This is a genomic window from Dysgonomonadaceae bacterium zrk40 (genome assembly GCA_016916535.1).
In the GTDB taxonomy this organism is placed as follows: Bacteria; Bacteroidota; Bacteroidia; order Bacteroidales; family Dysgonomonadaceae; genus Proteiniphilum.
Map to the genome: position 1 here is coordinate 2,313,245 of CP070276.1, position 25,191 is coordinate 2,338,435.

Below are 25,191 nucleotides of genomic sequence, written 5' to 3' on the forward strand. Positions count from 1 at the left end.
GCTACTGATAATCAGCTACTTAGCCATCTTTTTTATGTTAAACTATGTTATGTAAATCATTGAATTCTAATCAGTTAATTGAATATTTACCGAAGTATTGTTAAACGCAACAGTACAAAAATGAATATTTGAAGCAAATGCTTTATCAATAGTTCGTTAAAAATATAGTTTCGAGTCACGCAGCAATTGCTGCAAACTCAATGAGTTCTTTGACAAGTTTATCATTTAATCTTCTGTTCGGTTTAATGCCAGACACGCAAATAAATCGTTCAAGCAGATAAGCGTTGTGTATCATCGTTTTACATGATGCCATCGAAAAGGGGATGCCTCTCTCCTTTGCCAACACCTTTGCCAGGTTAACCGAGGTAAGAGATGCATTAAAGTTGAACGATAGCTTTGCTACATCCCTTGCCTGCGATTGCATCAGTCCTGTGAAGCCTTTTGCATCCCTGAAGCAAAACTCGATCTGAAAACGGGTGCGGTAAAATTCTATAACATCTTTTCCACTCATCTTAGGATTGGTAGAGAAGAACAGTTTTGGCTTTTTCCCATCTTTGGAATACCAGACGACAAGCCTGACCATCTGTTTAAGTGATTTGGAATAGGCTACCAAGGTGTAGAGATCACCGTTATCAACATTGATCTTTTGCACTCTGGTTGTATCCAGGTTGGCCATATCAATCTTTCCGTCGTAGAGTTTAGGCCTGCCTTTCTTGCCCGTTGGTTTCTGCAGTGTTGGATAATAAAGTGCGGCATCATCCCTGAAACGGCTGACCAGATCAAATTTCATCTCTTGCAGACCCGTAACAAAGTTGTTCTTTGCGAAGTAGGCATCGGCAACCACGTAACGGCTTGTCCGATGGAGTTTATCCCGCATCGATTTAATGACCAGCAGGTACCAGTCAATCAGGTTGGCATCACGACTCTCCAGGGTTTGACGGTCCGGAGTCTGAACGGCCTGTAGACTGATACAATCCTTGTTGTCGACGTCTATAAGGCCCACTCCCAGGATTTCCAAACCTCTTTTCGCCTGACCGGCTGCACCCGACCAGAAGTAACCAATCCAAGGGGTATTCTTTCCTGATTTGGTTATATAACTGGGATCAATGGCAATTGCCTTGCGATCTCCGGTTAATACCCTATCAGACAAAGACAAGTTAAACTCCAGCCAATCAAAATCCTTCGAGAAGTTCTGGCGAAATCGCTGTTCACACGACTTGCCATATCTCCCCAATTGTAGGAAATTAATCCTGCCGGGAATGACCAGATACAAAATTAGCGTCTCCATAAGGAATGATTTGAAACTTTTGTTTAACTTCGCAGTTAGTTCACCAAGAACATCACTACAGATACCTCTATATTGGTTAAGTATGCTGGTTTTATCCATCTTTATTAGGCTTTCATCAGCTATAAAGATACTGATAATCAGCTGCTTAACCATCTTTTTTATGTTAAACTATGTTGCGTAAATCATTGAATTTTAATTAGTTAATTGAATATTTACCGAAGTATTGAGATTTAATAAAATATAAAAAACAGGCCCCTACAAACAATAAGTTTGAAATAGTGTTGTTAAGTAGACTCATTCTAATTATGTAGAAAACTACAAACAAAATACAATAAGGAAGCTGCTATGGCGAAAACAAAATCAACTAAAAGCAATTTATCGAAAGAGAAGATGTTGCACATGCATCGGATGATGTTGGACATCCGCAATTTCGACAGTAAGGTTAACAAGCTGGTAAGAAAAGGGATGATTCCCGGAATGACCCACTTCTCTATTGGTGAAGAGGCGGCCAATGTGGGGGCGGTAGCTGCCATCGAGAAAGGTTTCGATATGATTACCTCCAATCACCGCGGTCACGGACAAAGCATTGCCCTGGAGATCGACCTGAACGGAATGATGGCGGAGATCATGGGGAAGGCCACCGGAACCTGCAAGGGTAAGGGTGGTTCCATGCACATTGCCGACTTGGACAACGGTAACCTGGGAGCCAACGGTATCGTAGGCGGCGGTATGGGGATGGCTATCGGTGCGGCGCTTACACAAAAGATGAAGAAGACCGGCAAGATCGTGGTCTGCTTCTTCGGTGATGGTGCCGTGAATGAGGGTACCTTTCATGAGACAATGAACATGGCTTCAATCTGGGACCTGCCGGTGATCTTCTATTCGATCAACAACCTCTATGGCATCAGTACCCCCATCAAGGATGTGATCAACATCGACTACAACTACCAGCGGGCAGCATCCTACGGCATCCCGGGTCACTTCATCGAAGATGGAAACGACCTGATGGCGGTTTACAACAAGTTCGAGGAGATCGTAAAATACGTGCGTGACGGCAACGGCCCTGTACTGGTGGAAGCTATCACTTACCGCTGGCTTGGACACTCAACCTCCGACCCCGGCAAGTATCGCACCAAGGAGGAGGTAGACGAGTGGAAGCAGAAGGATCCCATTACCCGTTTTCGCAATTACCTTATTGAGAATAAGATTGCTTCTGAAAAAGAGCTGGATGAACTGAACGATGCTTCGCTGGCAGCAGTGGAAGAGTCGGTCAAGTTCGCGCTGAGCAGTCCCGAACCCACCCTGGAGTCCGCCTTCGAAGATATTTACGCAGATTAAAAAACAACAGCACACGATAATCAATGGAAAAAGAAACGAAAATAATGTCTGTCCGCGATGCCATCATTATGGCCATGTCGGAAGAGATGCGGCGCGACGAAAGCGTATTCCTCATGGGTGAGGATGTAGGGATCTTCGGAGGCGACTTCGGAACTTCGGTTGGGATGCTCGATGAGTTCGGTAAGGAGCGGGTGCGCGACACCCCCATCTCGGAGAACGCCATCTCCGGTGCTGCCATCGGTGCCGCCATGACAGGCATGCGTCCCATCGTGGATGTCACTTTCATGGATTTTGTAGTCTACATGATGGACAACATCGTGAACCAGGCAGCCAAAACAAGGTATATGTTCGGTGGTAAGGGGCAGATCCCCGTGGTCTTCCGCTGTGCCGCCGGCGGTGGTGTAGGCTCCGCTGCTCAACACTCACAGTCGCTCGAAGCATGGTTCACCCATATCCCGGGACTGAAAGTGGTGGCCCCCGGTACCCCGGCTGACGTGAAAGGAATCCTCAAGGCGGCTATACGTGACAACAACCCGGTGATCTTCCTCGAGTACAAGGCGCAGTTTAACATGAAAGGCGAGGTACCCCTTGATCCCGACTTTGTGCTACCCATCGGCAAGGCCGATATCAAAAAGGAGGGTAAAGATGTTTCGGTGATCACTTACGGACGGATGCTCGAAAGGGTGATGCAGGCTGCCAAAGAGGTGGAGGAGGCCGAAGGAGTGAGCGTTGAGGTGGTCGATTTGCGAACCCTCAAGCCGCTCGACAAAGATACCGTGCTGGAGTCGGTGAAGAAGACCGGCAAGGTCCTGCTGGTGAACGATGCCCACAAGACTGGAGGTTTCATTGGCGAGGTGGCTGCCACCATTGCCGAGAGCGACGCCTTCGATTACCTTGATGGACGCATCTTACGCCTTGCGGGTGAGGATGTGCCCATCCCCTACAACCAGACCCTCGAGGCTGCGATGATTCCCAGCGTGGAGAGGATCAAGAAATACATTCTCAAGTTAGTCAACAACCGCTAAAAAGGGATTGAATGGAAACAGTTAAACTAAGGGCAACACCGGCTGCAAGAGCACTGGCGAGACGCCTCGGGGTGAAGCTGACCAACGTGACCGGCACCGGTTACAAGGGACGCATACACCGCGACGACATCGCCGGCTTCAATTACGAGGAGAAGGTACATGTCTCCCCGTTGGCCCGCCGCATTGCCGAGGAGCACAATATTGAACTGAAAGGAATCAAGGGCAGCGGCCACAACCACAAAATCATGAAGGAAGATGTGCTACAGCTAATTGCCGACCCGCAGGTGAAAGCGATGCTGACCCGCGACAAGCTGGCTGAACCCGCGGCACCCCCCAGGACGCCGGCAGCTGTACAGCAGCCCTCACAACAAGCTGCCGCACCTTCACCAGCCAAAACTACTACACCGGCAGTATCAACTGCTTCTGCCGCCCCCGCGGGCAGCACCGAGACGGTGCCAATGACACAGATGCGCAAGATCATCTCAAAGCGGATGATGGAAAGCTACTTTGGTATTCCCTCTTTCATCCAAACCTGGGAGGTAGACATGACCAACCTGCTGGCCCTGCGTAAGCAGCTTATCGAACCCATCAAGGAGAAAACAGGGAAGAAGCTGACAGTAACCGACCTGATCTCGGTGGCGGTGGTGAAGACGCTGATGAAACACAAGTCGATCAACGCCAGCCTTAACAAGGAGGGTACCGAGATCACCTACCACAACTATGTGAATCTCGGTATGGCGGTAGGCATGGATGAGGGGCTGCTGGTGCCGGTGGTGAAGAATGCCGATAGAATGAGCCTGAGTGAGTTCGTGGTAGCTATCAAGGACCTCACCGAGCGTACCTTTTCCAAGAAGCTGTTGCCCGATGAACAGGCGGGAAGTACCTTCTCGATCAGCAATCTGGGGATGTACGGTGTGGATGAGTTCACAGCCATCATCAACCAGCCCAACGCGGCTATCCTGAGCGTGGCCTCCACGCACGAACGGATTGTCCCGATAAATGGTGAGGCGGTGGTTCGCCCCATCATGAAGATCAGCCTCACCAGCGACCATCGGATCATTGACGGCCTCACAGCCGCAAAGTTTATGACCGACCTGAAGGCGCTGCTGGAGAACCCGATGACCCTTTTGATATAAACAAGAAAAAATAGAAATATGGCTTTTGAAATCATCATGCCCAAGGCCGGTATCGACATGACCGAGGGACAAATTGTGAAGTGGTTGAAGAGTGAGGGCGATCCCGTCAAAGAGGGGGAGATCATCCTTGAGATCATGACCGACAAGACCAGCATGGAGCTAGAGGCGGAAGCCACGGGTATCCTGCTGAAGATCGTACGCCAGGACGGAGAGACCGTACCGGTGACGGAGGTGATCGGCTACATCGGCTCCGAGAACGAGTCGGCCGACACACTGATGCCCGAGGTGATCGAAGATACCGGGGCGAAAGAGAGCGATGAGGAGAAGCGAATGATACGACTGGAGGACAACTACCAGGTGGTGGTTATCGGAGGCGGTCCCGCCGGCTATGTGGCTGCAATTCGTGCGGCACAGCTGGGCGCCAAGGTGGCCATCGTGGAGAAGGGCACCTTTGGGGGCACCTGCCTCAACGTGGGTTGTATCCCCACCAAAACCTACCTGAAAAATGCTGAGATCATCGAGCATATTCAGGCTGCGGCCTCGCGCGGAATCATCATCGACAGTTCCATGATCAAAATTGACATGGCTAAGGTGCAGGAGTACAAGAACGGCGTGGTGAAGAAACTCACCAGCGGTGTGGTAGCCCTGCTCAAGAGCAATGGTGTGGATATCTACCAGGGTGTGGGGCGCATCAACAAGAACAATGATGTGGTGGTCAACGACTCGCAGATCATCAAGGCGGACAAGATCATCCTGGCAGGAGGTTCAAAGGCTTCAAGGATCAACATCCCAGGCATCGAGAGCGACAAGGTGCTCACCAGCGATGAACTGCTGGCTGTCAAGGAGGTGCCCGGCACGCTCGCCGTCATCGGCGGCGGCGTGATAGGAACCGAGATGGGACAGTCTTTCGCAGGTCTGGGATCAAAGGTGATTATTATCGAGATGATGGATCGTATCGTGCCCACCCTCGACCAGGAAGTGTCGGCAGAACTTCTTCGCCACATGAAGAAAAAAGGAATTGAGGTGTTAACCTCTACCCGCATCACCGAGATCGTGGACAAGGGTGACAAGCTGGAGGTACGCATTGAAGGCAAGGATCCGGTAGTTGCCGACAAGGCACTCATTTCCATCGGCCGTACACCCGACTTGGAGGGTCTGGGTGAGGTGAAGCTGGAGACTGAAAGGGGCAAGGTCAAGGTGAACGAATACATGGAAACCAGCGTGAAGGGGATCTACGCCCCCGGCGATGTGAACGGCATCAAGATGCTGGCACACGTGGCCTTCCGCATGGGTGAGGTGGCCGCTGAGAACGCAGTGAAGGGCAACCACCGCAAGGTGAACCTCCTCTCGGCACCCTCTGTGGTATACACCTCTCCCGAGGTAGCCCAGGTGGGGATGACCGAGGAGCAGGCACGTGAGAAGTATGATGATATCCGCATCGGGCGGTTCAACTTCTCCGCCAACGGACGTGCCCTCGCTTCGGGCGATGCGGTTGGCTTCGTGAAGGTGATTGCCGACAATCGCTACGGCGAAGTGCTGGGTGTCCACATCATCGGACCCTCTGCCGCTGAGATCATCACCCAGGCATCGGTGATCATGGAAATGGAAATCACGGTGGAAGAGGCGGTGCAGACCATCTACGGTCACCCCACCTACTCTGAGGCGCTGATCGAGGCATTTGCCGACGTACTTGGCGAAGCGATTCATATCCCGAAGAAAAAGAAATGATCACTTTAACCCTAGAGACTTAATAGGTCAAATATATTTAGAAGAAGACCGGTTGACACTTTCGAAGGGTGGATAATCGGTCTTCTTTTTTATTTCTACAGATTGAATCGTTTGTCGGTTCACTGTTTCTTGGTTTTCGATATTTCGGAATAAACCTCACAACCTCACAACGTAATGACTTAACAACGTCACAACATAACAATGATCTATATTGTCAATAAAAACAACAAGCCCGACCACAACATCGCGTTGGAGGAGTACTGCTTCAAGCATCTGAGGCATTTCGGCAAGATATTCATCCTCTGGATCAACGAGCCGTCAATCATCGTTGGCAAGAATCAGAATACCCTGGCCGAGATCAACAGCCGTTACGTGGAAGAGCATGGGATCCATGTGGTTCGTCGCATTACCGGCGGCGGGGCGGTCTACCACGACCTGAACAACCTTAACTACACCATCATCTCTAATGAGGAGAAGGGTGAGGGAGCGTTTGACTTTAAAACATTCTCGCAGCCAGTGATTGAGACCTTGACAGAGCTGGGGGTGACAGCAGAGTTCTCCGGCCGCAACGACATCACCATTGAAGGGAAAAAGATATGCGGTAACGCCCAGGCCTACCACGACGGACGGGTAATGCACCACGGCTGCCTGCTCTTTAACACCGACCTGACGGTGCTCTCGCAGGCACTGGAGACCTCAAGGGAGGGGGTGGAGGCAAAGGGTGTAAAGTCGGTTCGTAGCCGTGTGGACAACATCCTTCCAAACCTGCCGGAAAAGATCAACGTGAAGCTGTTCGCTGAGAAGATACTTGCTCACATGAAACAACACTATCCAGAGATGGTGGAGTATCACTTTAGCGAAGATGAGTTGCAGGCCATCGAACAGACACGTCGTGAAAAGTTCGGCAGTTGGGAGTGGAACTTCGGCACTAACCCGGTGGCCGAGGTGGTGCGCGAGCGCCGTTTCGCGGCAGGTAAAGTACAGGTATTCCTGAACCTGCGGAAAGGACGCATCGCCGATATCCGTTTCTTCGGCACGTTCTTCGGCCGAGAGGCCGACCTGAGCCCACTTGAGGAACAGCTTCAGGGTGTGAGGTATACAGCCGGTGAGGTGAGGGATGCGCTAGCGGAGATGGATATCTCCCGATTCTTCGCAGGCTTCACCAGGGAGGAACTGACGGAGGCGATTGTCGGCAGTTAAGCAAAATCATTTTCTTGTTCCGGCGGTACAGGGAGCGAACCTGTTTACTTGCCTACCCTGATGTGACTGATTAAATCGAATCCCAAGATGCAGAGGGTCAGTGGCAGGAAAATTTAGGCTATTCGACGAACATCGTTTTGGCATCTGCTTTTTTTTCTTTGCGTGGTAATAATTGTAGAGATTTTGTTTGCAAATAGAACATATGTTCATTACATTTGCTGCGTGAAACAGATAGATTGCCAATGTTGACGATCTCATGAATCAATCAGGAATAAAAACATCCTATGAAAGTAGCCATTACATCATCCGGCAAAGAGCTGACAGCCCTCCCGGATAAGCGCTTCGGACGCTGCAACTGTTTTGTCATTTATGACACCGATAACGAATCGGTGGAAGTTGTAGATAACCCCAATAGGGATCACAACGAGGGAGCGGGGCCTGCCGCAATGCAGCTGATTGCCTCGAAACGAGCCGGGAAGATAATCACCGGCCATCTGGGGGACAAGGCTGCATCGGTTGCGAAACAGCTCGGAATAGAGATGGATCCGATCGATGACAACCTAAGGAGTGTGGAAGAGGTGATTCAGATGATCAGACGTAACAACTAAACAAAAAACAAAAGGAGATTATTATGCCAGGAATGAACAGGAGAGGCCCCGAAGGAGAGGGCCCGATGAGTGGAAGAGGACGGGGACGTTGTAACCCGGTGAACAGAGAGTCCAACAACAGTGATGCTCCAGCAGGTAGCGGGATGAATGCTCCTTTCCGGCAGGGTGCCGGCAGGGGTATGGGTCAAGGTGCCGGCAAAGGTATGGGCCAGGGACAAGGACAAGGCGAGAGAATGAGGAGAAGAGAGGGAACCGGTAGAAGACCAATGGGATGAAGCAGGTGATTGCAATACCCCTCGAAGAGGGAAGACTTTGTCAGCACTTTGGCCATTGTCAGCAGTTTGCCATCATCGAAACGGAGGATGGAGCCATACAGAACGAAGCATTAGTGACTCCTCCTCCGCATGAACCGGGATTGTTGCCTGCTTGGCTCTCGGAGAGAGGTGTCACGGAGGTGATTGCGGCCGGGATCGGACAAAAAGCCATACGTCTGTTCGAAAAACAACAAATCAGGGTACACATAGGTGCTGAGTATAAGAGCCCGCGGGAGTTGGTTAGTGATTACTTTCAGCAGTCACTGCTCACCGGACTCAATGCCTGTGATCACTAGAAGGGTAAGTTTGGTGGAAGCCGATTACAGATGTTATTTTTGTTTTGCTCGCACCTTCGAGCGTTTGTTGGAGAAGCACAAGCTTACGGTAGAGGAAAAGAAAGCACTTGCCATTGAGATGTTCTCCCACTTTTATAACGGCAATACCGGGTTTTCTGTTCCTGTTCTCTCTAGAGAGCTTTACCGTCTTTTCAGGGAGAAAAGCGGAGTGGTTGATCCTTACCGGCGAATCAAGTATGAGAGCAACGAGCGCCTCATCGGTGAGTATGCCTCCTTCAGGGAGAAGATTGACCAATCGGATGATCCCTTCGAAACAGCATTGCGATTGGCAGTTGCAGGGAATATCATTGATTACGGGGTAAGTGACCATCATGATCTGAAAGAGACGATGTCGAAAGTCCTTGAGAGTCCTTTCGCAATTAATGATGTGGAACGCCTCAGACGGCGGTTGGCTGAAGCCAAGACGGTCCTCTATCTAGGCGATAATGCCGGCGAGATTGTTTTTGACAAATTGTTTATCGAAACCTTTCGTCACCCTAATATATGGTATGCCGTGCGAGGAGCACCTGTGATCAACGATGCCACCCGGAGAGATGCCGCCCAGGTAAAGATGGAAGAGGTGGCACAGGTGATTGACAACGGTTACGATGCTCCCTCCACCTTGCCGGAGTACTGTTCGCCAGCCTTTCAGCAACTATACAATGATGCGGATCTGGTGATCTCAAAAGGTCAGGGCAATCTGGAGGGGTTGATCGATGCCCCCAGGGGTGATATTTACTTCCTGTTGATGGTGAAGTGCGAGGTGATTGCTGACAGGCTCGGAGTAACAAAAGGTAGTTTTGTCTGTGCGGAGAATAACCCGAGAAAGGTTTATACAGGATGAAGATTGCGATAGCCAGTGGTAAGGGAGGTACCGGTAAGACATTTGTTTCAACCAACCTCTTATGGGTAGCAGCGCAGAAGGGTATCGATTGTTTGCTGGCCGATTGTGATGCAGAAGAACCTAACGTGGCAGAGTTCCTTGCCGGTGAGGAGGACCGGGTTGTGGAGGTCTACCAACTTGTGCCGGTGATTGACCCGGGGAAGTGCACCTTCTTCGGGAAATGTTACGAATACTGCAGTTACAATGCCATCCTCTATCTACCCGAGAGGAAAATGATTCAGGTGCTTCCCGATCTCTGTCACGACTGTGGTGCATGCAGCTATGCCTGTCAGGCGGGAGCGATCACCGAACATCCCAAGCTCTTGGGCAGGGTGAAGCATGCTACATATGGTGCCGGTCAGCAGTTGGTCGAAGGTCGTGCCGAGGTGGGGGTCTACTCCCCCGTGCCGGTCATCACCCGTGCCATCCATGAGGCCGGAGAAAGGGAATTAGTACTTTTGGACTCACCTCCCGGCATCTCATGTCCCTTTATTGCAACCGTCGACAGGGCCGACTATGTGGTGCTGGTCACTGAGCCCACGCCATTCGGACTGCATGACCTGCAGCTCTCGGCAGCCACCGTCCGGCAGCTCGGTAAACCTTTTGGTGTGGTGGTCAACAGAGCCGGACTGGGCAACAATGAAATATACCGGTGGATGGAGCAGGAGTCGATTCCCCTGTTGCTGAAGATCCCTTTCGACCGTGAAGTGGCACGCATCTATGCCGAGGGAGGGCTGCCTGCAGCTGTTGATGGCTCCTATCGGGAGATGTTCAGCCTTCTGCTTACACAAATCGTAGAACAGCATATCTCATGAGACAGATTGTAATCATCAGCGGAAAGGGAGGGACAGGCAAAACAAGCCTGAGCGCAGCACTTGCAACCATGGGTGAACAGTTGATGGTGGCCGATTGTGATGTGGATGCGGCTAACCTTCATCTGTTACTGGAGCCGACAGATCACTCCACTCACCCCTTTTCCACTGGTTCCAAAGCGGTAATCGACCAGCAGCTATGTACACAATGTGGGGCCTGCATGGATGCCTGTCGCTTTGATGCGATCCGGTATCACGAAGATCGCTACACCATCTCTGAAACATCCTGTGACGGATGTCGTTTATGCATGCGCATCTGTCCGGCCGACGCAATCAGTATGATTGAAAGCAATGGCAGCTACTGGACGACCGGCACCTTCCGCAACGGTTGGATGGTGAATGCCAGGCTGGCGCCAGGAGAGGAGAACTCCGGCAAGCTTGTAAATGTGGTGCGTGAGCAGTCTCGTCAACTGTCGGAGCGGATGGGGTTGGAGACCATTCTGATTGATGGCCCTCCAGGAACCGGCTGTCCCGCCATCTCAGCTATGAGCGGTACTGATTTGGCACTGTTGGTTACTGAGCCGAGTCGCTCCGGTTTTCATGACCTGAGGAGGGTGAAACAGTTGGCCGATGGGTTCGGTATTCCCTCTGTTGTAGTGATCAATAAATATGATCTGAATGAGCAAGTGGCGTCCGAAATCGCTACCTGGTGCCGTAACAAGAACCTCCCGCTTATCGGGAGGATTCCTTTCGAACCGGCAGTGGTGGAATCTATGCTGCAATGCCGTACGGTGGTTGAGTGGGCTCCCCGGTCGGCGGCAGCCGGTGAGATCGCAGCCATCCATCGGCATATTTTTCAATCGAAGTGAAAGAACCATTAAAAAATATGAAGCGATGATTAGTTTTGGCCCCGTACCCTCCAGAAGACTGGGACAAAGCCTTGGGATCAACAACATCCCGGGGGATAAGATCTGTACCTATGCATGCATCTACTGTCAGGTGGGTGCCACACGTCATTACACCCTCGAAAGGGCATCATATTACAACCCGGAGCAGATCCTCGAAGCGGTGGAAGAGCACTTGGGTAAGTTAAAGGCAATGCCTGATTATCTTACATTTGTACCGAACGGTGAACCCACACTTGATATCCACCTGAAAGAGTCGATTCGCCTGTTAATGCAGAGCGGTATTCCGATTGCTGTGATCACCAATGTATCACTACTGGGTGATGCAGCGGTGCGTGATGCCCTCTCGCTGGCCGACTGGGTTTCAGTGAAGGTGGATGCCAACGATGAGGCTGTATGGAAGAAGATCAACAGACCCCATCCCAAGCTCACCTTTGAGGGTTACAAGGAGGGTCTCCTGACTTTTGCCTCATCTTACAAGGGAATCCTGGCAACTGAAACCCTGATGGTGGATGGGGTCAACGATGGAGCTGAGCTGTTACAGCACAACGCCTCACTGATTGCAACGATCAATCCCTCCAGGGCTTATCTCTCCATTCCCACGCGGCCCCCTGCAATGCGGAGCGTGAAGAAACCGGATGAGGAAGCCATCAACAGGGCTTACCAGGTCTACACTGATGCCGGACTGCACTGCGAGATGCTGCTCGGCTTCGAAGGCAGTGATACCGGTTTCACCGGCGATGCCAGGGAGGATATCCTTAATATGAGTGCTGTACATCCCATCCGGGAGGAAACCATGGGAGAGATTCTGCGCAAGAACCGAGCGGAGAGCAGTCTGCCCGATCAGTTGGTCCGTGAGAAAGAGATCAGAGAGGTGCTCTATCAGGATAATAAATTTTGGATCCGTAACTTTACAAAAAGATGATTGTGCCGATAGTGATATACGGTGCTCCCGTATTGCGTCAAAGCGCCTTTGACATCCATCAGGAGGATCTACCGGACCAGATCAGTGGGAACCTGTTCGATACCCTCAAGAGAGCTGAGGGTATTGGGCTTGCAGCTCCGCAGATTGGTCTCACAAAAAGGATATTTGTGATTGATACCACCCCGCTTGTCGATGATGAAGGGGAATTCAAGCCGCTGGAGAAGGTCTATCTGAATCCCCGCATATTACATTCTGATGATACGCTCTCTTCCTATAACGAGGGTTGTCTCAGCATCCCGGGCATTTTCCGCGAGCTGAACCGCCCTGAGAAGATTCACGTGACCTACCAGAACCTCGCCTTTGCGACTATAGAGGAGGAGTTAAGCGGATTGGAGTCCCGTATCTTCCAGCATGAGTATGATCATCTCGATGGCATCCTTTTTATTGACCGGTTGTCCGGCCTTCAAAAACGATTGATACAGGGTAAACTGAACAAAATTAGAAAGAAAAGAAGATGAATGAACAATGTAACACTGCCAAAAAGCCGTTCGAAAAAACGAGGCTGCCAAATATAAAAAATATTCTTATCGTTGCTTCGGGTAAAGGGGGAGTAGGGAAGTCGACCGTGGCTGCCGGCCTGGCACTCTCTCTGGCCAGAGAGGGGTATGCAACTGGCCTGCTGGATGCCGATATTCATGGTCCCTCGGTACCCACTCTCTTCCACCTGAACAACCAACGGCCACTATCGATGGAGAAAGAGGGGAAGACATGGATTGAACCCTTTGATCGGTATGGCATCAAGGTGATCTCGATTGGTTTTTTTATCGATTCCTCCCAGTCACTTCTTTGGCGAGGCCCTATGGTGTCGAATACACTCAAGCAATTGCTCAACGATACCGACTGGGGAGAACTGGATTATCTGGTGATTGACACCCCGCCCGGAACAGGTGATGTCCACCTGACCCTGCTACAGTCTTATGAGATCTCCGGTGCCGTGGTGGTTACCACTCCACAGACCATTGCACTGGATGATGTGATCAAGGCAATCGGTATGTTCAATAACAAAAACGTCTCTGTGCCGGTGCTGGGCATCGTGGAGAACATGTCCTGGTTCACCCCTGTGCAACATCCCGACGAGAAATACTTCCTCTTTGGACAGGGGGGTGGTGAGAAGCTGTCACAACAATTTCATCTGCCCCTGATCGCACAGATCCCCATGAATGAGCAGATCAGACAAAACTGTGATGAGGGCTCGCTTGACAATCTCTTTCAGGATGAGCAGATCGCACATTCACTCTCAGGTATCGTGAACGCGGTGCTGGCGTACCGTGATGCGTAAACAGAGAGCACTCGGTCACCTTTGTCGCACCATCAAAGCGTGTTGTCGCTGCCCCCTGCATGAATCGACAGAGCAGGCTCTCTGTGGGGAAGGCAACGCCGATGCCTCTCTCTTCTTTATTGCCCAGGCACCGGGTGAGACTGAGGAAAGAGTGGGGCGTATGTTTATGGGGCCAACCGGTGTTGTTGTTGATCAACTGTTTCAATCTGTTCATCTCTCGCGGGATGAGGTCTACATGACCAACCTGATCAAGTGCAGACTCCCCGGCAACCGAAAGCCGAAAAGGGAGGAGATTGAGCGCTGCAGCTTCTATCTCGACCGGGAGATTGAGATTGTGAGACCCCGTTTGCTTATTCCGATGGGTTATTACGCCACTTGTTACCTGCTGGAGCGCTACGGGTTAACCCATACCCCTGCGAAGGAGCAGATAGGCAGTTTGTATGTTTCCGGCTCTTTTCTGATTTACCCGGTGAGACATCCCTCCGCACTGCTCCATAACCCATCGTTGAGAGATGGGATGTTTAAGGATTTTGAGAGAATACCCCATCTGAGTGAGTGACCACTGAACTAGCCGGATCGCATCTCCCATTAGAGCGGAGGTGTGGAACAACAACCCTCTGCCGTTGCTCTAACCGAACAGCTTTGAGAATACGATAAAGAGTGCCAGGGCTACACCTCCCAGGAAGGCCACACCGGAGTGCTTTTTCTCCTCACCTCTTGCCTCGGGGAGAAGGTGCGAAGCAGCGATATAGATTAATACCCCCGCAACAAAGCCCAGCATTAACCCCAGGTGACTATCGTTGAGACTTTTTACAAGCGGGTATGCTACGAAGGCACCCAATGGTGTGGTGAGTCCTGCCACTAGGAATGCATAGAACATGGAACGTTTCTCTTTCACACCCCCCTTGAGAAAGAGGGTGTAGGTGATGATCCCCTCGGCAAACTCATGAATCACCAGTCCTGTTGCTGCCAGAAAACCGGCCAGGATGCTGATGCTGAAGGTGACGGTGTAGATGATGCCATCGATGAAGGAGTGGATGGCTATCCCTTCGGCGGCAACGATGCCGAAGGCGAGCACCTCTGTCTTGGTGATCTTCTTGATCAGTCCGTTCGAGAAAAACATAAACAGGAAACCGAGCAGTGCCGTGAATCCTGCAAAGAAATTCTTCTCTATGGCCTGGGGGAGCGCCAGCATCAAGGGGGTGGCAATCAGCACGCCGGCAGCAAAGCAGATGAAGTAGGGTTTGGATTGTATGGCCCAATTCCGGTACCTGTAGAGGATGAAAATTCCCAACCCGTTGATGATGGCTGCAAGGATAGCAAAGAGGGCGATCCAGAGAAATGTATTGTTGTCTGACATGTTCCCAGTAAATCTCGTTCCAATGTCTGTTATTCTACTTTTTCTCTCTCACCAAACAGGGCGGTTCCGATACGGATGATGTTGGCACCCTCGTCAATGGCGATCTGATAACTGTTGCTCATTCCCATGGAGAGATAGCGCATCTCAACACACGGGATCTCAGCCTGTCTGATCTCGTCGAAGATTCTTTTTGTGATCCGGTAGTAGGGCCTGGCATCCTCCGGGTCTCCAAAGCGCGGTCCCATGGTCATCAACCCCACAATCGACAGGTGTGACAGATGATTGATCCGACGGATCAGTCCAATCGCGTTTTCCGGTAGCACACCGCTTTTATTCGACTCCTTGCCGCTGTTGATCTCAATCAATACCGGCATCACCTTGCCCACGGCAGCCGACTGTTTGTCTACCTCCAGTGCCAGTCGCTCCGAATCGATGGTCTCAATCATGTTGAACAGCTCGACCGCTTTTTTTACTTTGTTACGCTGCAGGTGACCAATCATATGCCAGGGCAGTGTTCCTTCTACAAGTGGACGCATGCGCTCTGCCTCCTGGATGTAGTTGTATCCGATGGCATGAATACCGGCAGTCACCGCAGCATTTACCTCGTCGGCATTTCTTGTTTTTGCGGCTGCCACCAGCTCTACTCCCGGGGGGAGCGACTTCAATATCTCCGTTATGTTCCTCTTTATCCTTTCTGAATCTGTCATGATTCAATCTCCTTTCTCTTTATCTCAAACATGTTTCCGCTTTTGTCCCAGATGAAATGGGTGACACGGTTGGGACCTCTTTTGATCCATCGCCTGTATCCCTGTTGATGGGCATGGTCCGACACCTCTTCCGGGTTGTCATACTCCAGACAGAGGTGGGTAAAACGACCTTTTTCTCCCTCGGGGTCAATGAAGATCTCCAGTTTCAAATCCTGATACTCCAGCATATAGACTTCTGTTTTCCTGTCGGTGGCGAAGATGGAGTGGAGCACCTCTTCTGAATCGAGGGTGAACTGCTTCAGCCGCCTGAAATGCAAAACGGCTTCGTAAAATCTTCCAATCTCTGCAGGTTCAATAATGGTTAATCCCACGTGATGTAACATTGTTTTTTTTATGATTCGTACTTTGTTAGATTGGTATTCAATGGAATATGGGGAGTGTAATGATTAGGATCAACCAGCTCCCGGTACTTATAAATCACCTTCTTGAAATCATCCCAGGTATCCCTTTTTAGTGCCGGGTTTCTTAACAGTGCAGAGGGGTGATAGACTGGCATCATTAACCGATTGTCCTGTTTGATCCAGTTGCCCCTGACCCGTGTGATGCGGTAATCGGTACCTGCCATATATCTCAGTGCTGTTGCACCCAGCAGGATTACGATTCTGGGATCTACCAGCTCCAGCTGTTGGTGCAGCCACGGTAGGCAGGCGGCACTCTCTTGTGTGGTGGGGGGACGATTCCCCGGGGCCTGCAGCGGACAATGTTGCTGATGAAGAGATGCTCCATCCTGTTGAATCCACAGGCTGTGAAGATCTTGTCCAACAGGATCCCCGAAGGGCCTATGAAAGGTCTCCCTACACGGTCTTCATCTCTTCCCGGTGCTTCACCGATGATGAAGATGGGAGCATGATGATTTCCCTCACCGAAAATGAGGTGGTTCCGTGAATGCCACAAGTCGCATCTTCTACACTGTTCCATCTCCTCTCGCAACTGCTCCATCGTATGGCTCATTTTGATTTTTTCCTGTTTGTTAATATTCAATTCCCTCCCGAGCCTCAATGCCCTGACGGTAATAATGTTTCACCTCTCTCATCTCAGTCACAAGGTCGGCCACCTCAATCAGCTCCTCCGGTGCATAACGACCAGTAACCACCACTTCACAACCGGCTGCTCTCTTCTTCAATATTTCGATTAACTCACTCACAGTGAATAGATCATAATATATGGCGATGGTTGCCTCATCCAGAATCACCAAATCATACTGCCCAGAGGTGAGTACTTCAGACACCACTGCCAGTCCCTCGCGTGCAGCATCTACATCCTTCTCCGTGGGTTTTTCCACGATGAAACAACCCCTGCCGAACTGCCGGATTGTGATTTGGGGCAGATGCTCCCTAACAGCTGTAATCTCGGAGTAGTTTCTTCCTTTCACGAACTGTGCAATGTAGATACGCATCCCGGCACCGGCTGCACGAAGAGCCAGGCCGAAGGCTGCCGTGCTCTTTCCCTTGCCGTTCCCTGTGTAGATATGCAGATATCCTCTCATCTCACTTTGCATGCATTGGATATTTTCAGTACGAAGACTGATGGATAGCGCACCATCAGTGGAGCAAACGTATCGGTGAGGGTCTGCATCACCAGATGATACTCACCGGCTATAAAGGTGCTCATACTGCCTGTTTCCACCTGTATCATCTGACAGCGTGACACTCTCTCCAAAAAATCCTTCACCGGGGTGGCATAATCGCCGGTAAGGGCACAATAACTGATTTCAATGGTGATCTGCATGGTTCCTTCTCTTTTGTACGATGGTAGCAATAAATGCCGGATGAGTATTACCTTTGTCACGTTGCTCATCAAGCAGCTCAAAATTGCTGTCATAATAGACAGCGTAGCGAAACTGTGGGGTCCCCAAGAATGTGAGGTGGTTCCTGATCTCTGCCGGTGTGTAAAGATGTGCCTTGCTGAAGGTGGGAGAGTTTTACTTTTGTCGCCCAATCTCTGTTGCGATACAATCCATCTTCATATCCGGGTGCATCATATCCCGAACAAAATCCTCTTGCTCTTCCGGTTCTGGGACCTTGTCCCAGCGGTCCGGTACGATCTCCTGATGGCATAATGCTAAATTTTTAAGTGAAACAATTGATAAGTTGATAACGGCAAAAAGCCTGAATTGAAGTAAACCTTCTTTCATTAATAAATTAAAAGGTGTAGACGTCTCCTGTTTTAACCGATCGAGTCTTGAAACTTTCCGTAAAAGCCACAAGGGCAGGCAATGCAGTACAATGAGAGGGGATGACATGTTCCACCTTGTTTTTTTTGAGGTACTGAATGGTCTCGATGGTTTGCCGGTCACGCTTCTTCAGATGAAAACCACCCATAATCCCGAAGATTCTTTGCTCACCGGTGCTTTTTTTTGCATGTTCCAGGGTGTTTACCACCCCGGCATGCCCGCAGCCTGTAATGACAAACAGCCCTTTATCTGTCTGCAGGGCGACAGCACTGTCGTCTGCAACAAAATCGGGTGTTCCGTCTTCGAAGGAGAAAGAGGTCTGTTGCGATTCAAAATTGGTGATGCGGGGAATCTCCCCCAGAAACAGAATGGAATCACTGACACGGTAGGGAGCTTTACTGGTTATGAGATCAAATTTTTCAACGATCTCATCATGGCTGTTCTTCAGACCGATGTAGGTGTGATCGACTGTTCTGTATCGCTTCACAAAACAGCCCGGATGGCAGACCAGCCTCCCACCTGAGAGATGTCTCAGTCCGTTTCCGTGATCAAAGTGACCATGACTCAGAATGATCAGATCTCTATCCTCCGGATCAATCCCCATCAGTGAAGCATTTCTCAGAAAAAGATCACTCTGTCCCGTATCAAATAGGATCTTTGTGCCTTCATGCTCTATAAAATAGGAGAGTCCATGTTCTGCAGCGGTGTTTCCTCCCGGGTAATTGTCGGTAAGTATCGATACTTTCATCTCTTTTTTCTACAAATATAGACATTATAGTTTTAAAATGAACAAATGTTCATTTTAATTTGCCATAAAAAAAGGATAATGATCGATCAGCTTTCTCTCGTCATTCTTGCCCACTTGAAATATCCGAACACAGAGATCACGGTGTAGATGCCAAAAAGCAGCGTGGTGGGATAGAGCCCTTTCCAGAGGTAGAGTCCGCAGGAAATAAGGTTGACCAGGAACCACACCCACCACTGCTCCGCATGTTTCTGTGCCAGCATCCACATACCAACGATGCTCAGGGCGGTGGTGAGGCTGTCACCCCCGGCCACAGGGCTGTCTGTGTAGCGGGTGAGGAGCAGGTAGATGAATCCGAAGAGTAGCATGGTGACCAGCGTGAGGGGTAGGATCAGACGACGCGGGGTATGGATGATGGCAGGCGTATCTCCTTCCGTATGACTTCTTTTCCAACGGATCCAGCCATAGATGCTGGCGAAGAAGTAATAGATGTTGATCCCCATATCTGCATAGAACCTGCTCTGGAAGAAGATCCAGATATAAACCACCGGCATCAGTACCCCCACCGGCCAGAGCCATCTGTTGGCTTTGTATTCGAGATAGAGATAGAGCAGGCCGATCAGGGCACCGATGATTTCGATGGTTTGCATGTTATTGCTGGATCATTATTGATTTAAAACGAAATAGTAAGCCGAGCCATGATGTTGCGCGTGGCTTGGGGATAATAACCAATCCAGTTGATGCTGCTGCCGTCAGCAAAGGTGTCGGTGGCTGCCCAGCCGTTGGCCACATATTCCTTGTTGAACAGGTTGTTCACGAACAATTGCAGGTTGATCACCCCCAGTTGGCTCTTCTGGAAGGTGTAGCCCGCCGAGAGGTTGCTCACGAAGTAGCCGTCAATCGACTTGGCATCGTCGGAGGTGTTGTCCATATATTGTTTGCTTACATACTTACCCAGCAGGTTCAGATAAAAAGCAGATGCCGGTTGCCAGGTAAGCCCCACGGTGCTCACAAGATCGGGTGAGAAGGAGATTTGTGTGGAACCATAATCCCTGCTGACCTGTCCCACCCACTCATAATTGTCGGGGGTGTCATACTGGTCGAAGTACGCCGTGTAATCGCTGATTCTGTTGCGGCTGAAGGTGGCGTTGGCATCCAGCTGCAATTTTTCTGTCCAGAGAGGGAGGGATGCCTCCAGCTCAATGCCGGCACGATAGCTATCCTTCACGTTCTCCATCAGTTTGTAACCAATATCGGTCAGCTTACCGGTTTGCACCATCTGGTTGTAGTAATCCATGTAGTAAAGGTTCACACCCAGTCTGGTGCCCTTGCTACTGTAACGGTACCCCAGCTCATAGTCTATCATGCGCTCCGGTCGGATCGGATTGACCGCTCCCCCCTTGATGCCATCCTTCAGGTCGGCACGCAGCGGCTCCCGTTGTCCCACCGCAGTTGAGGCATATAGATTGCTCGACTGATTGAGCTGGTAGAACAGACCGGCTTTTGGGTTGAAGAAATTGTAATTAAAATCGCCGTTAAGCTCCATCATATCGTCGTCCATCCCGCTGAAGCGGTATCCCACATGGCGATACTGCAAGTCACCGAACAGTGAGAGCCTTTCGTTAACCTGATACTCAACCTTGGAAAAAAGACTTACTTCCGATTTACGTCCTACATTGCGGTACCATTCATACTGCTCCGGGATGTTTTGGTTGTGCTTTACCCAGGGAAGGCGACCAAAGTGATCGCCGTCGTAGTAGCTGTAGAGCCCACCAACATTGAACTTAAGGGCATCAATAACTTTCTCGATGCCCAGGCTCGCCACGTAGAAGTCGTTCTCCATCAGCTTGCGACGGATAAAGTCGGTACGATTGTGGGTTTCCTCACCGACGGTCTGGGGGTCCAGTCCGAAATCGGAGTATTTCCGATTGTAGCGATAGTTCTCGTAGTAACCATAACCATGGTTGTAACTGAGTCCCGCGTTGAGCGAGAGGGAGCGGCTCAGCTCCCTTGTGAAGGTAAGCTGAAGGATGTGTGAGTAGTAGTTGTCGGTCTCATTGTCGTAATAAAGACGGTTACCCGCATCATCATAGTATTCTCCGGCAGGGTTGTAGCGCCGTCCATATTCCGGATCCTGCATCTGCTCTTCCGAAACCCCTTCCCACGTGATGCCGGTATGCTGGATTCCCCTCAGGTAGCTGAGACGGAGCAGCTGATGCTCGCCATAGTGAGAAAGCACACCGTAGAAATTGGTGTGGTCTACCGTACCATTACGCACGTAACCCTCGCCCAGCACCCGTGAGAAACGGGCATCGAACGAGAGGCCTCCCTCGCTGATCCCGGTGCCGGCAGCGATTGAGGAGGAGTAAGTACCATAGCTGCCCACGGCGGTGGATGCTTCACCGTAAGCATTGGAACGTGCACCGGCCGTCCTGAGTGAGATGCTGGCCCCGAAAGCGCCGGCACCGTTGGTGGAGGTGCCTACGCCGCGTTGTACCTGGATGCTCTGCAACGAGTTGGAGAGGTCGGGCAGGTTCACCCAGTAAACCTCCTGACTCTCCGGGTTATTGAGCGGCATTCCATTGAGCGTTACGTTGATGCGGGTGGCATCGGTGCCGCGGATCCGGAAAAAGGTGTTGCCTACACCCAGTCCGTCTTCGGTGAAGGCGACGAGTGAGGGAGTGGATTGCAGAATCGAGGGAATGTTGCGTGCCGCGTTCTCCCTGCGGATATCCGCAGCGGTGAGGTTGCTGTAAGTGACCGGTGTCTGTGAACCGGCACGCGTGCCGGAGACAATCACCTCCTCCAGCCGGATGTTGTTGATCGTGTCGCCCGGCGTGGCATCTGCCTGCGCCGTTAGTTGAAAGAGAGTTGCTGAAAAGAGTGTCAGCAGAATTGAAAAGAAAACCTTTTTCATTTTACCTGTGTTTTTTTGTGTTGAACAAATCATGTGACTTTGTTCAACGGTGTGAGTGAAATAAAAAAGGGGATTTATGAAAGATGGATACCTATGAAAGAGCCACCGGGATGTGTGCTGCTTTCTTTCCCTCCGCCGGCATTATCCGGATCAGGTGATATGGGTATGATCTCAGCCCGTTCTCCGGGCACCCCTGTTGTTTGGTGAAACAAAAGTACACACTTTTTGTTCAAAAACCTCAGTCCAGACGAAAAAAAGGATTCAAATGCGATTATCTCTCGATTTATTTGTAATTTCGTTTGTGGTTAAACGGTTCAAACAAAGTGGATCTTACGGTATATGAGTGACGAAGACAAAATGATAGCTGAAGAGCAGATGATTGAGCAGGAGTTTCAGGGACTCCTGGAGGATTATCTCAACTCGAATCACCGACGCAAGGTGGACATCATTACCCGCGCCTATAACATGGCGAAGGAGGCACATAAAGGGGCGCGCCGTCGTTCCGGTGAGCCCTATATTATGCATCCCTTAGCCGTGGCCCGTATCGTTTCCAGGGAGATGGGGCTCGGCTCCACTTCCATTTCAGCCTCATTGCTCCACGATGTGGTGGAAGATACAGAATACAGCACAGAGGATATTCGTGCCCTCTTCGGCGACAAGATAGCCCAAATTGTGGATGGTCTCACAAAGATATCGCAAGGTATGTTTGGTGAGAATGTATCGGCACAGGCTGAGAACTTCCGCAAGCTGTTGCTCACAATGTCGGACGACATCCGTGTGATCCTGATCAAGATTGCAGACAGACTGCACAACATGCGCACACTCTCTTCGATGAGTCCCACAAAGCAGTTTAAGATTACCGGTGAAACACTTTACATCTATGCGCCTCTGGCACATCGGTTGGGTCTTTTTGCCATCAAAACCGAACTGGAAGAACTCTGTTTCCGGTATGAGCATCCTGAGGTCTATGCCGATCTGAAAGCAAAAATTGCAGAGAGTGCCCCCGAACGAAACAAGATTTATGAGAACTTCGCCGTTCCTGTAATCCCGGCGCTTGATAAGATGGGGATTCAATATGAGATGCGTGCCCGTGTGAAATCGGTCTACTCCATCTGGAACAAGATGCAGAACAAGGGGATCAGCTTCAACGAGGTGTACGACCTATTTGCCGTGCGCATCATCTTTGAGGTACACCCCGGTATGGATGAGAAGAAGCAATGCTGGGACATTTACTCAGCTATCACAGATATTTACAAGCTGCGTCCGGACCGTATCCGCGACTGGGTGAGTCACCCGAAGGCCAATGGTTACCAGGCGCTGCACCTCACCGTGATGGGTCCCGACGGCAAGTGGATTGAGATTCAGATTCGAAGCCGCCGCATGGATGACATTGCTGAGAAAGGATTCGCTGCACATTGGAAGTACAAGGAGAATCGCATTGAGGAGGACAATGAACTTGAAAAATGGCTCAAGACCATCCAGGAGATTCTCTCCAACCCCAACCCCAACGCGATCGACTTCCTGGATACGGTGAAGATGAACCTCTTCTCTTCAGAAATATTCGTATTCACCCCAAAGGGTGAGATCAAGACACTTCCTCAGGGAGCTACGGCGCTCGATTTTGCCTACATCATCCACACCCGCATCGGCGACCACTGCCTGGGGGCCAAGGTGAATCACACGCTGGTACCCCTCAGTCAGAAGTTGCGCAGCGGTGATCAGGTGGAGATCCTCACCTCTCAATCGGTCAACCCCCAACCGGAGTGGCTCAACTTCGTCACCACCGCCAAGGCACGTACCAAGATAGAGGCTTCGCTGCGACGTCAGCGACGCCGCATCGTAGAGAAGGGACAGAACATGCTGGATGAGCTCTTCAACAATGAACCGATCGACAACACCCTTTTCAATAAGATTCTCCACTCCTACAAGGCGGAGAACAAAGAGGATCTCTACTACATGATCGGTAACAATGAATTGACCCTTCCGCTGCAGAAAGAGGCATTCTTCAAATTGAAGCCGGTTCCTCAGAAACAGGACAATCTCTTTGTCCGTTACGTGAAGCAGGCGATGAATGCCATCAAGAAATCACCTCAGGAAGCTGAGAAGGTGACACTGATCGGGGGAGATGATGAGGAGTCGCTGCCGCTGCCGCAAGTGGCAAAGCCGACGAAGATAGACCGCAAGCTGGTTTATCGTCTCACAGAATTGAACTTCCGCAAGAATTTCATCGTTTACTCCTGCTGCAATCCGCTGCCGGGTGATGATGTGTTTGGTTTTGTAACGGAGAGAGAGGAAGTGGAGGTGCATAAACGCTCCTGCCAGACAGGCCTGAAGCTTAAGGCCAGTTACGGCGATCGCATCATCGCGGTAGAGTGGGGTGATTACCGACAGTACTCCTTTCTGGCATCAATCATATTCACCGGTATCGACCGTGTCGGGATCCTGGGAAGCATCCTGGCCAAGTTGGCTGAAGATGTCGTTGTCAATATTCAGAGTGTGAATGTGGCATCAAAGGATGGTATCTTCGAAGGGGTATTCAATGTACATGTACACAGTGCCGAGGAGGTGAATCAACTCTGTGCCAAGATCGCAAAAGTGGACGGCGTTAGCACCGTCCACCGTTCCACTATCTGATTTTTTTCTTTTTCCTGCCGAACAGCAATGAGGTGCCCTGTTTCAGGGCAAAAGCGATGATGGCCGGTTTGGTCAGTTTCCAGGTGACTGATCCCAGCAGGGGCAGATTGGACATCGCCAATTGTATCCAGGGGTTTCTCTTGTGAGTAACAAAAGGTGTCACCGAGTAAGAGTTGCCGCTGGAGATTGTATCCATCGTTTCAGCAAACTTTGTTTTCACCGATGAGGTGAGCCCCTTGGTAAGCATTGATCCCCAGTTGTCATTCAAATACTGCAACTGGTAGGAGAGGCGTTGGCTGGCGATGCTGCGTTCCTCTTGCTGTCTCTTTTTCTCAAGTCGCAGCTCCTCCAATGGCGTGAGTTTATAGGTGCTCATGGCTTGCTCTTTTTGTTGTCAGACTCATCATTTTCCATCAGGAAGTGTATTACCTTGTTTGTCATCTTTTTCTTGAAAGGCTTACCCACCAGCAACATTATCAGCAGTACCAACAGGGCGAATGCGGTTACAATACCGAAACCGGCCCAGAGGTTTTGCAACAAGTCACCCAGGTAGAGTGCCACAGTGACAAAAAGGAACAACAGAACAAAGAGAGAGACACCCCCCAGAATCAATCCATAGGTGATGGCCGAAGATCCCAGGCTTAGTTTCTCATACACCTCCAGTTTTCCGAGTTCAAGAGTGCTGGATATATATCTGGATATATCATCGCGCATCTCCTCAAACAACGTACTTACTTTTTTTTCTTCCATCAGTTCGGC

Annotated in this window: 30 protein-coding genes and 1 riboswitch; of the genes, 16 read left to right on the forward strand and 14 right to left on the reverse strand. The window is 50.5% G+C overall.

All coding sequences use genetic code 11. The features are described 5' to 3' along the window. Positions 1-175: 175 nt before the first annotated feature. Positions 176-1,387, reverse strand: coding sequence for a transposase (locus JS578_09730; GenBank protein QRX63148.1), 1,212 nt, complete (start codon positions 1,385-1,387; stop codon positions 176-178). Positions 1,388-1,633: 246 nt separating this feature from the next. Between JS578_09730 and JS578_09735 the strand changes: the two genes are divergently transcribed. From JS578_09735 to JS578_09805, 15 genes are all read left to right on the forward strand, one after another. Beyond that, positions 1,634-2,626 (forward strand): thiamine pyrophosphate-dependent dehydrogenase E1 component subunit alpha, encoded by a 993-nt coding sequence (locus JS578_09735; GenBank protein QRX63149.1) that lies wholly within the window; start codon positions 1,634-1,636, stop codon positions 2,624-2,626. A 23-nt stretch (positions 2,627-2,649) separates the two neighbouring features. Next, positions 2,650-3,651, forward strand: a complete 1,002-nt coding sequence (locus JS578_09740) for an alpha-ketoacid dehydrogenase subunit beta (protein QRX63150.1) — start codon at positions 2,650-2,652, stop codon at positions 3,649-3,651. Positions 3,652-3,662: 11 nt separating this feature from the next. Continuing rightward, on the forward strand, positions 3,663-4,787 hold the full coding sequence (locus JS578_09745) for a dihydrolipoamide acetyltransferase (GenBank protein QRX63151.1): 1,125 nt from the start codon (positions 3,663-3,665) through the stop codon (positions 4,785-4,787). Positions 4,788-4,805: 18 nt separating this feature from the next. Next, on the forward strand, positions 4,806-6,515 hold the full coding sequence (gene lpdA / locus JS578_09750) for a dihydrolipoyl dehydrogenase (GenBank protein ID QRX63152.1): 1,710 nt from the start codon (positions 4,806-4,808) through the stop codon (positions 6,513-6,515). A 201-nt stretch (positions 6,516-6,716) separates the two neighbouring features. Beyond that, complete coding sequence (locus JS578_09755; protein ID QRX63153.1) at positions 6,717-7,715, forward strand: lipoate--protein ligase; 999 nt, start codon at positions 6,717-6,719, stop codon at positions 7,713-7,715. A gap of 284 nt (positions 7,716-7,999) precedes the next feature. Continuing rightward, entirely contained in the window at positions 8,000-8,323 is a 324-nt protein-coding gene (locus JS578_09760; protein ID QRX63154.1) for a hypothetical protein, read from the forward strand. A 23-nt stretch (positions 8,324-8,346) separates the two neighbouring features. Beyond that, positions 8,347-8,598, forward strand: coding sequence for a hypothetical protein (locus JS578_09765; protein QRX63155.1), 252 nt, complete (start codon positions 8,347-8,349; stop codon positions 8,596-8,598). Beyond that, a complete protein-coding gene (locus tag JS578_09770; GenBank protein ID QRX63156.1) occupies positions 8,595-8,933 on the forward strand; it encodes a NifB/NifX family molybdenum-iron cluster-binding protein in 339 nt (112 codons plus the stop codon). The genes JS578_09765 and JS578_09770 overlap by 4 nt, the downstream gene beginning before the upstream one ends. A gap of 13 nt (positions 8,934-8,946) precedes the next feature. Continuing rightward, positions 8,947-9,816, forward strand: a complete 870-nt coding sequence (locus tag JS578_09775) for a DUF89 family protein (GenBank protein ID QRX63157.1) — start codon at positions 8,947-8,949, stop codon at positions 9,814-9,816. After that, positions 9,813-10,670, forward strand: coding sequence for an ATP-binding protein (locus JS578_09780; GenBank protein QRX63158.1), 858 nt, complete (start codon positions 9,813-9,815; stop codon positions 10,668-10,670). The genes JS578_09775 and JS578_09780 overlap by 4 nt, the downstream gene beginning before the upstream one ends. Next, positions 10,667-11,536 (forward strand): 4Fe-4S binding protein, encoded by an 870-nt coding sequence (locus JS578_09785; GenBank protein ID QRX63159.1) that lies wholly within the window; start codon positions 10,667-10,669, stop codon positions 11,534-11,536. Before JS578_09780 ends, JS578_09785 begins: the two co-directional genes overlap by 4 nt. Positions 11,537-11,561: 25 nt before the next feature. Then, positions 11,562-12,497, forward strand: a complete 936-nt coding sequence (locus JS578_09790) for a radical SAM protein (GenBank protein QRX63160.1) — start codon at positions 11,562-11,564, stop codon at positions 12,495-12,497. Beyond that, positions 12,494-13,015: a peptide deformylase gene (def, locus tag JS578_09795; protein ID QRX63161.1), complete on the forward strand. Its 522-nt coding sequence runs from the start codon at positions 12,494-12,496 to the stop codon at positions 13,013-13,015. The genes JS578_09790 and def overlap by 4 nt, the downstream gene beginning before the upstream one ends. Continuing rightward, positions 13,012-13,836: an Mrp/NBP35 family ATP-binding protein gene (locus JS578_09800; GenBank protein ID QRX63162.1), complete on the forward strand. Its 825-nt coding sequence runs from the start codon at positions 13,012-13,014 to the stop codon at positions 13,834-13,836. Before def ends, JS578_09800 begins: the two co-directional genes overlap by 4 nt. Next, complete coding sequence (locus tag JS578_09805) at positions 13,829-14,395, forward strand: uracil-DNA glycosylase (protein ID QRX63163.1); 567 nt, start codon at positions 13,829-13,831, stop codon at positions 14,393-14,395. The genes JS578_09800 and JS578_09805 overlap by 8 nt, the downstream gene beginning before the upstream one ends. A gap of 69 nt (positions 14,396-14,464) precedes the next feature. On the opposite strand, the gene JS578_09810 is transcribed toward JS578_09805, so the two are convergent. From JS578_09810 to JS578_09860, 11 genes are all read right to left on the reverse strand, one after another. Then, complete coding sequence (locus JS578_09810; protein ID QRX63164.1) at positions 14,465-15,196, reverse strand: ZIP family metal transporter; 732 nt, start codon at positions 15,194-15,196, stop codon at positions 14,465-14,467. 29 nt (positions 15,197-15,225) lie between these two features. Further along, positions 15,226-15,903, reverse strand: a complete 678-nt coding sequence (locus JS578_09815) for a YggS family pyridoxal phosphate-dependent enzyme (GenBank protein QRX63165.1) — start codon at positions 15,901-15,903, stop codon at positions 15,226-15,228. Continuing rightward, positions 15,900-16,286, reverse strand: a complete 387-nt coding sequence (locus JS578_09820) for a VOC family protein (protein ID QRX63166.1) — start codon at positions 16,284-16,286, stop codon at positions 15,900-15,902. Before JS578_09820 ends, JS578_09815 begins: the two co-directional genes overlap by 4 nt. Before the next feature lie 8 nt (positions 16,287-16,294). Next, positions 16,295-16,528 (reverse strand): hypothetical protein, encoded by a 234-nt coding sequence (locus JS578_09825; GenBank protein ID QRX63167.1) that lies wholly within the window; start codon positions 16,526-16,528, stop codon positions 16,295-16,297. Between the two features lie 44 nt (positions 16,529-16,572). Then, a complete protein-coding gene (locus tag JS578_09830; protein QRX63168.1) occupies positions 16,573-16,914 on the reverse strand; it encodes a uracil-DNA glycosylase in 342 nt (113 codons plus the stop codon). A 19-nt stretch (positions 16,915-16,933) separates the two neighbouring features. Further along, positions 16,934-17,461 (reverse strand): cob(I)yrinic acid a,c-diamide adenosyltransferase, encoded by a 528-nt coding sequence (gene cobO, locus JS578_09835; GenBank protein ID QRX63169.1) that lies wholly within the window; start codon positions 17,459-17,461, stop codon positions 16,934-16,936. Continuing rightward, the gene (locus JS578_09840; GenBank protein ID QRX63170.1) at positions 17,446-17,760 is read right to left on the reverse strand and encodes a hypothetical protein; all 315 of its coding nucleotides are present in this window, start codon (positions 17,758-17,760) and stop codon (positions 17,446-17,448) included. The genes cobO and JS578_09840 overlap by 16 nt, the downstream gene beginning before the upstream one ends. A gap of 20 nt (positions 17,761-17,780) precedes the next feature. Then, positions 17,781-18,020 (reverse strand): DUF5320 domain-containing protein, encoded by a 240-nt coding sequence (locus JS578_09845; protein QRX63171.1) that lies wholly within the window; start codon positions 18,018-18,020, stop codon positions 17,781-17,783. Positions 18,021-18,104: 84 nt separating this feature from the next. Continuing rightward, positions 18,105-18,884, reverse strand: coding sequence for an MBL fold metallo-hydrolase (locus JS578_09850; protein ID QRX63172.1), 780 nt, complete (start codon positions 18,882-18,884; stop codon positions 18,105-18,107). 86 nt (positions 18,885-18,970) lie between these two features. Continuing rightward, positions 18,971-19,531, reverse strand: coding sequence for a nicotinamide mononucleotide transporter (locus JS578_09855; GenBank protein ID QRX63173.1), 561 nt, complete (start codon positions 19,529-19,531; stop codon positions 18,971-18,973). A 23-nt stretch (positions 19,532-19,554) separates the two neighbouring features. Next, positions 19,555-21,798: a TonB-dependent receptor gene (locus tag JS578_09860; GenBank protein QRX63174.1), complete on the reverse strand. Its 2,244-nt coding sequence runs from the start codon at positions 21,796-21,798 to the stop codon at positions 19,555-19,557. A gap of 110 nt (positions 21,799-21,908) precedes the next feature. Next, positions 21,909-22,003: riboswitch (TPP riboswitch) on the reverse strand. A 134-nt stretch (positions 22,004-22,137) separates the two neighbouring features. Here JS578_09860 and JS578_09865 point away from each other — a divergent pair. After that, positions 22,138-24,432, forward strand: a complete 2,295-nt coding sequence (locus JS578_09865; protein QRX63175.1) for a bifunctional (p)ppGpp synthetase/guanosine-3',5'-bis(diphosphate) 3'-pyrophosphohydrolase — start codon at positions 22,138-22,140, stop codon at positions 24,430-24,432. On the opposite strand, the gene JS578_09870 is transcribed toward JS578_09865, so the two are convergent. Together JS578_09870 and JS578_09875 are read right to left on the reverse strand one after the other, a co-directional pair. Beyond that, the gene (locus JS578_09870) at positions 24,425-24,808 is read right to left on the reverse strand and encodes a hypothetical protein (protein ID QRX63176.1); all 384 of its coding nucleotides are present in this window, start codon (positions 24,806-24,808) and stop codon (positions 24,425-24,427) included. The two genes, JS578_09865 and JS578_09870, sit on opposite strands and share 8 nt — an antisense overlap. Next, a complete protein-coding gene (locus JS578_09875; GenBank protein QRX63177.1) occupies positions 24,805-25,182 on the reverse strand; it encodes a phage holin family protein in 378 nt (125 codons plus the stop codon). The genes JS578_09870 and JS578_09875 overlap by 4 nt, the downstream gene beginning before the upstream one ends. Positions 25,183-25,191: the final 9 nt, after the last annotated feature.

Coding starts and splice junctions, on each gene's coding strand:
- JS578_09800 (QRX63162.1), top strand. CDS start 13,012: ATGAATGAACAATGTAACACTGCCAAAAAGCCGTTCGAAAAAACGAGG.
- JS578_09760 (QRX63154.1), top strand. CDS start 8,000: ATGAAAGTAGCCATTACATCATCCGGCAAAGAGCTGACAGCCCTCCCG.
- JS578_09830 (QRX63168.1), bottom strand. CDS start 16,914: ATGAGCCATACGATGGAGCAGTTGCGAGAGGAGATGGAACAGTGTAGA.
- JS578_09785 (QRX63159.1), top strand. CDS start 10,667: ATGAGACAGATTGTAATCATCAGCGGAAAGGGAGGGACAGGCAAAACA.
- JS578_09780 (QRX63158.1), top strand. CDS start 9,813: ATGAAGATTGCGATAGCCAGTGGTAAGGGAGGTACCGGTAAGACATTT.
- JS578_09820 (QRX63166.1), bottom strand. CDS start 16,286: ATGTTACATCACGTGGGATTAACCATTATTGAACCTGCAGAGATTGGA.
- JS578_09825 (QRX63167.1), bottom strand. CDS start 16,528: ATGGCAGGTACCGATTACCGCATCACACGGGTCAGGGGCAACTGGATC.
- JS578_09735 (QRX63149.1), top strand. CDS start 1,634: ATGGCGAAAACAAAATCAACTAAAAGCAATTTATCGAAAGAGAAGATG.
- cobO (QRX63169.1), bottom strand. CDS start 17,461: ATGCAAAGTGAGATGAGAGGATATCTGCATATCTACACAGGGAACGGC.
- JS578_09870 (QRX63176.1), bottom strand. CDS start 24,808: ATGAGCACCTATAAACTCACGCCATTGGAGGAGCTGCGACTTGAGAAA.
- lpdA (QRX63152.1), top strand. CDS start 4,806: ATGGCTTTTGAAATCATCATGCCCAAGGCCGGTATCGACATGACCGAG.
- JS578_09755 (QRX63153.1), top strand. CDS start 6,717: ATGATCTATATTGTCAATAAAAACAACAAGCCCGACCACAACATCGCG.
- JS578_09850 (QRX63172.1), bottom strand. CDS start 18,884: ATGAAAGTATCGATACTTACCGACAATTACCCGGGAGGAAACACCGCT.
- JS578_09805 (QRX63163.1), top strand. CDS start 13,829: ATGCGTAAACAGAGAGCACTCGGTCACCTTTGTCGCACCATCAAAGCG.
- JS578_09765 (QRX63155.1), top strand. CDS start 8,347: ATGCCAGGAATGAACAGGAGAGGCCCCGAAGGAGAGGGCCCGATGAGT.
- JS578_09745 (QRX63151.1), top strand. CDS start 3,663: ATGGAAACAGTTAAACTAAGGGCAACACCGGCTGCAAGAGCACTGGCG.
- JS578_09855 (QRX63173.1), bottom strand. CDS start 19,531: ATGCAAACCATCGAAATCATCGGTGCCCTGATCGGCCTGCTCTATCTC.
- def (QRX63161.1), top strand. CDS start 12,494: ATGATTGTGCCGATAGTGATATACGGTGCTCCCGTATTGCGTCAAAGC.
- JS578_09740 (QRX63150.1), top strand. CDS start 2,650: ATGGAAAAAGAAACGAAAATAATGTCTGTCCGCGATGCCATCATTATG.
- JS578_09860 (QRX63174.1), bottom strand. CDS start 21,798: ATGAAAAAGGTTTTCTTTTCAATTCTGCTGACACTCTTTTCAGCAACT.
- JS578_09790 (QRX63160.1), top strand. CDS start 11,562: ATGATTAGTTTTGGCCCCGTACCCTCCAGAAGACTGGGACAAAGCCTT.
- JS578_09840 (QRX63170.1), bottom strand. CDS start 17,760: ATGAGCAACGTGACAAAGGTAATACTCATCCGGCATTTATTGCTACCA.
- JS578_09865 (QRX63175.1), top strand. CDS start 22,138: ATGAGTGACGAAGACAAAATGATAGCTGAAGAGCAGATGATTGAGCAG.
- JS578_09770 (QRX63156.1), top strand. CDS start 8,595: ATGAAGCAGGTGATTGCAATACCCCTCGAAGAGGGAAGACTTTGTCAG.
- JS578_09810 (QRX63164.1), bottom strand. CDS start 15,196: ATGTCAGACAACAATACATTTCTCTGGATCGCCCTCTTTGCTATCCTT.
- JS578_09815 (QRX63165.1), bottom strand. CDS start 15,903: ATGACAGATTCAGAAAGGATAAAGAGGAACATAACGGAGATATTGAAG.
- JS578_09730 (QRX63148.1), bottom strand. CDS start 1,387: ATGGATAAAACCAGCATACTTAACCAATATAGAGGTATCTGTAGTGAT.
- JS578_09875 (QRX63177.1), bottom strand. CDS start 25,182: ATGGAAGAAAAAAAAGTAAGTACGTTGTTTGAGGAGATGCGCGATGAT.
- JS578_09845 (QRX63171.1), bottom strand. CDS start 18,020: ATGCCATCAGGAGATCGTACCGGACCGCTGGGACAAGGTCCCAGAACC.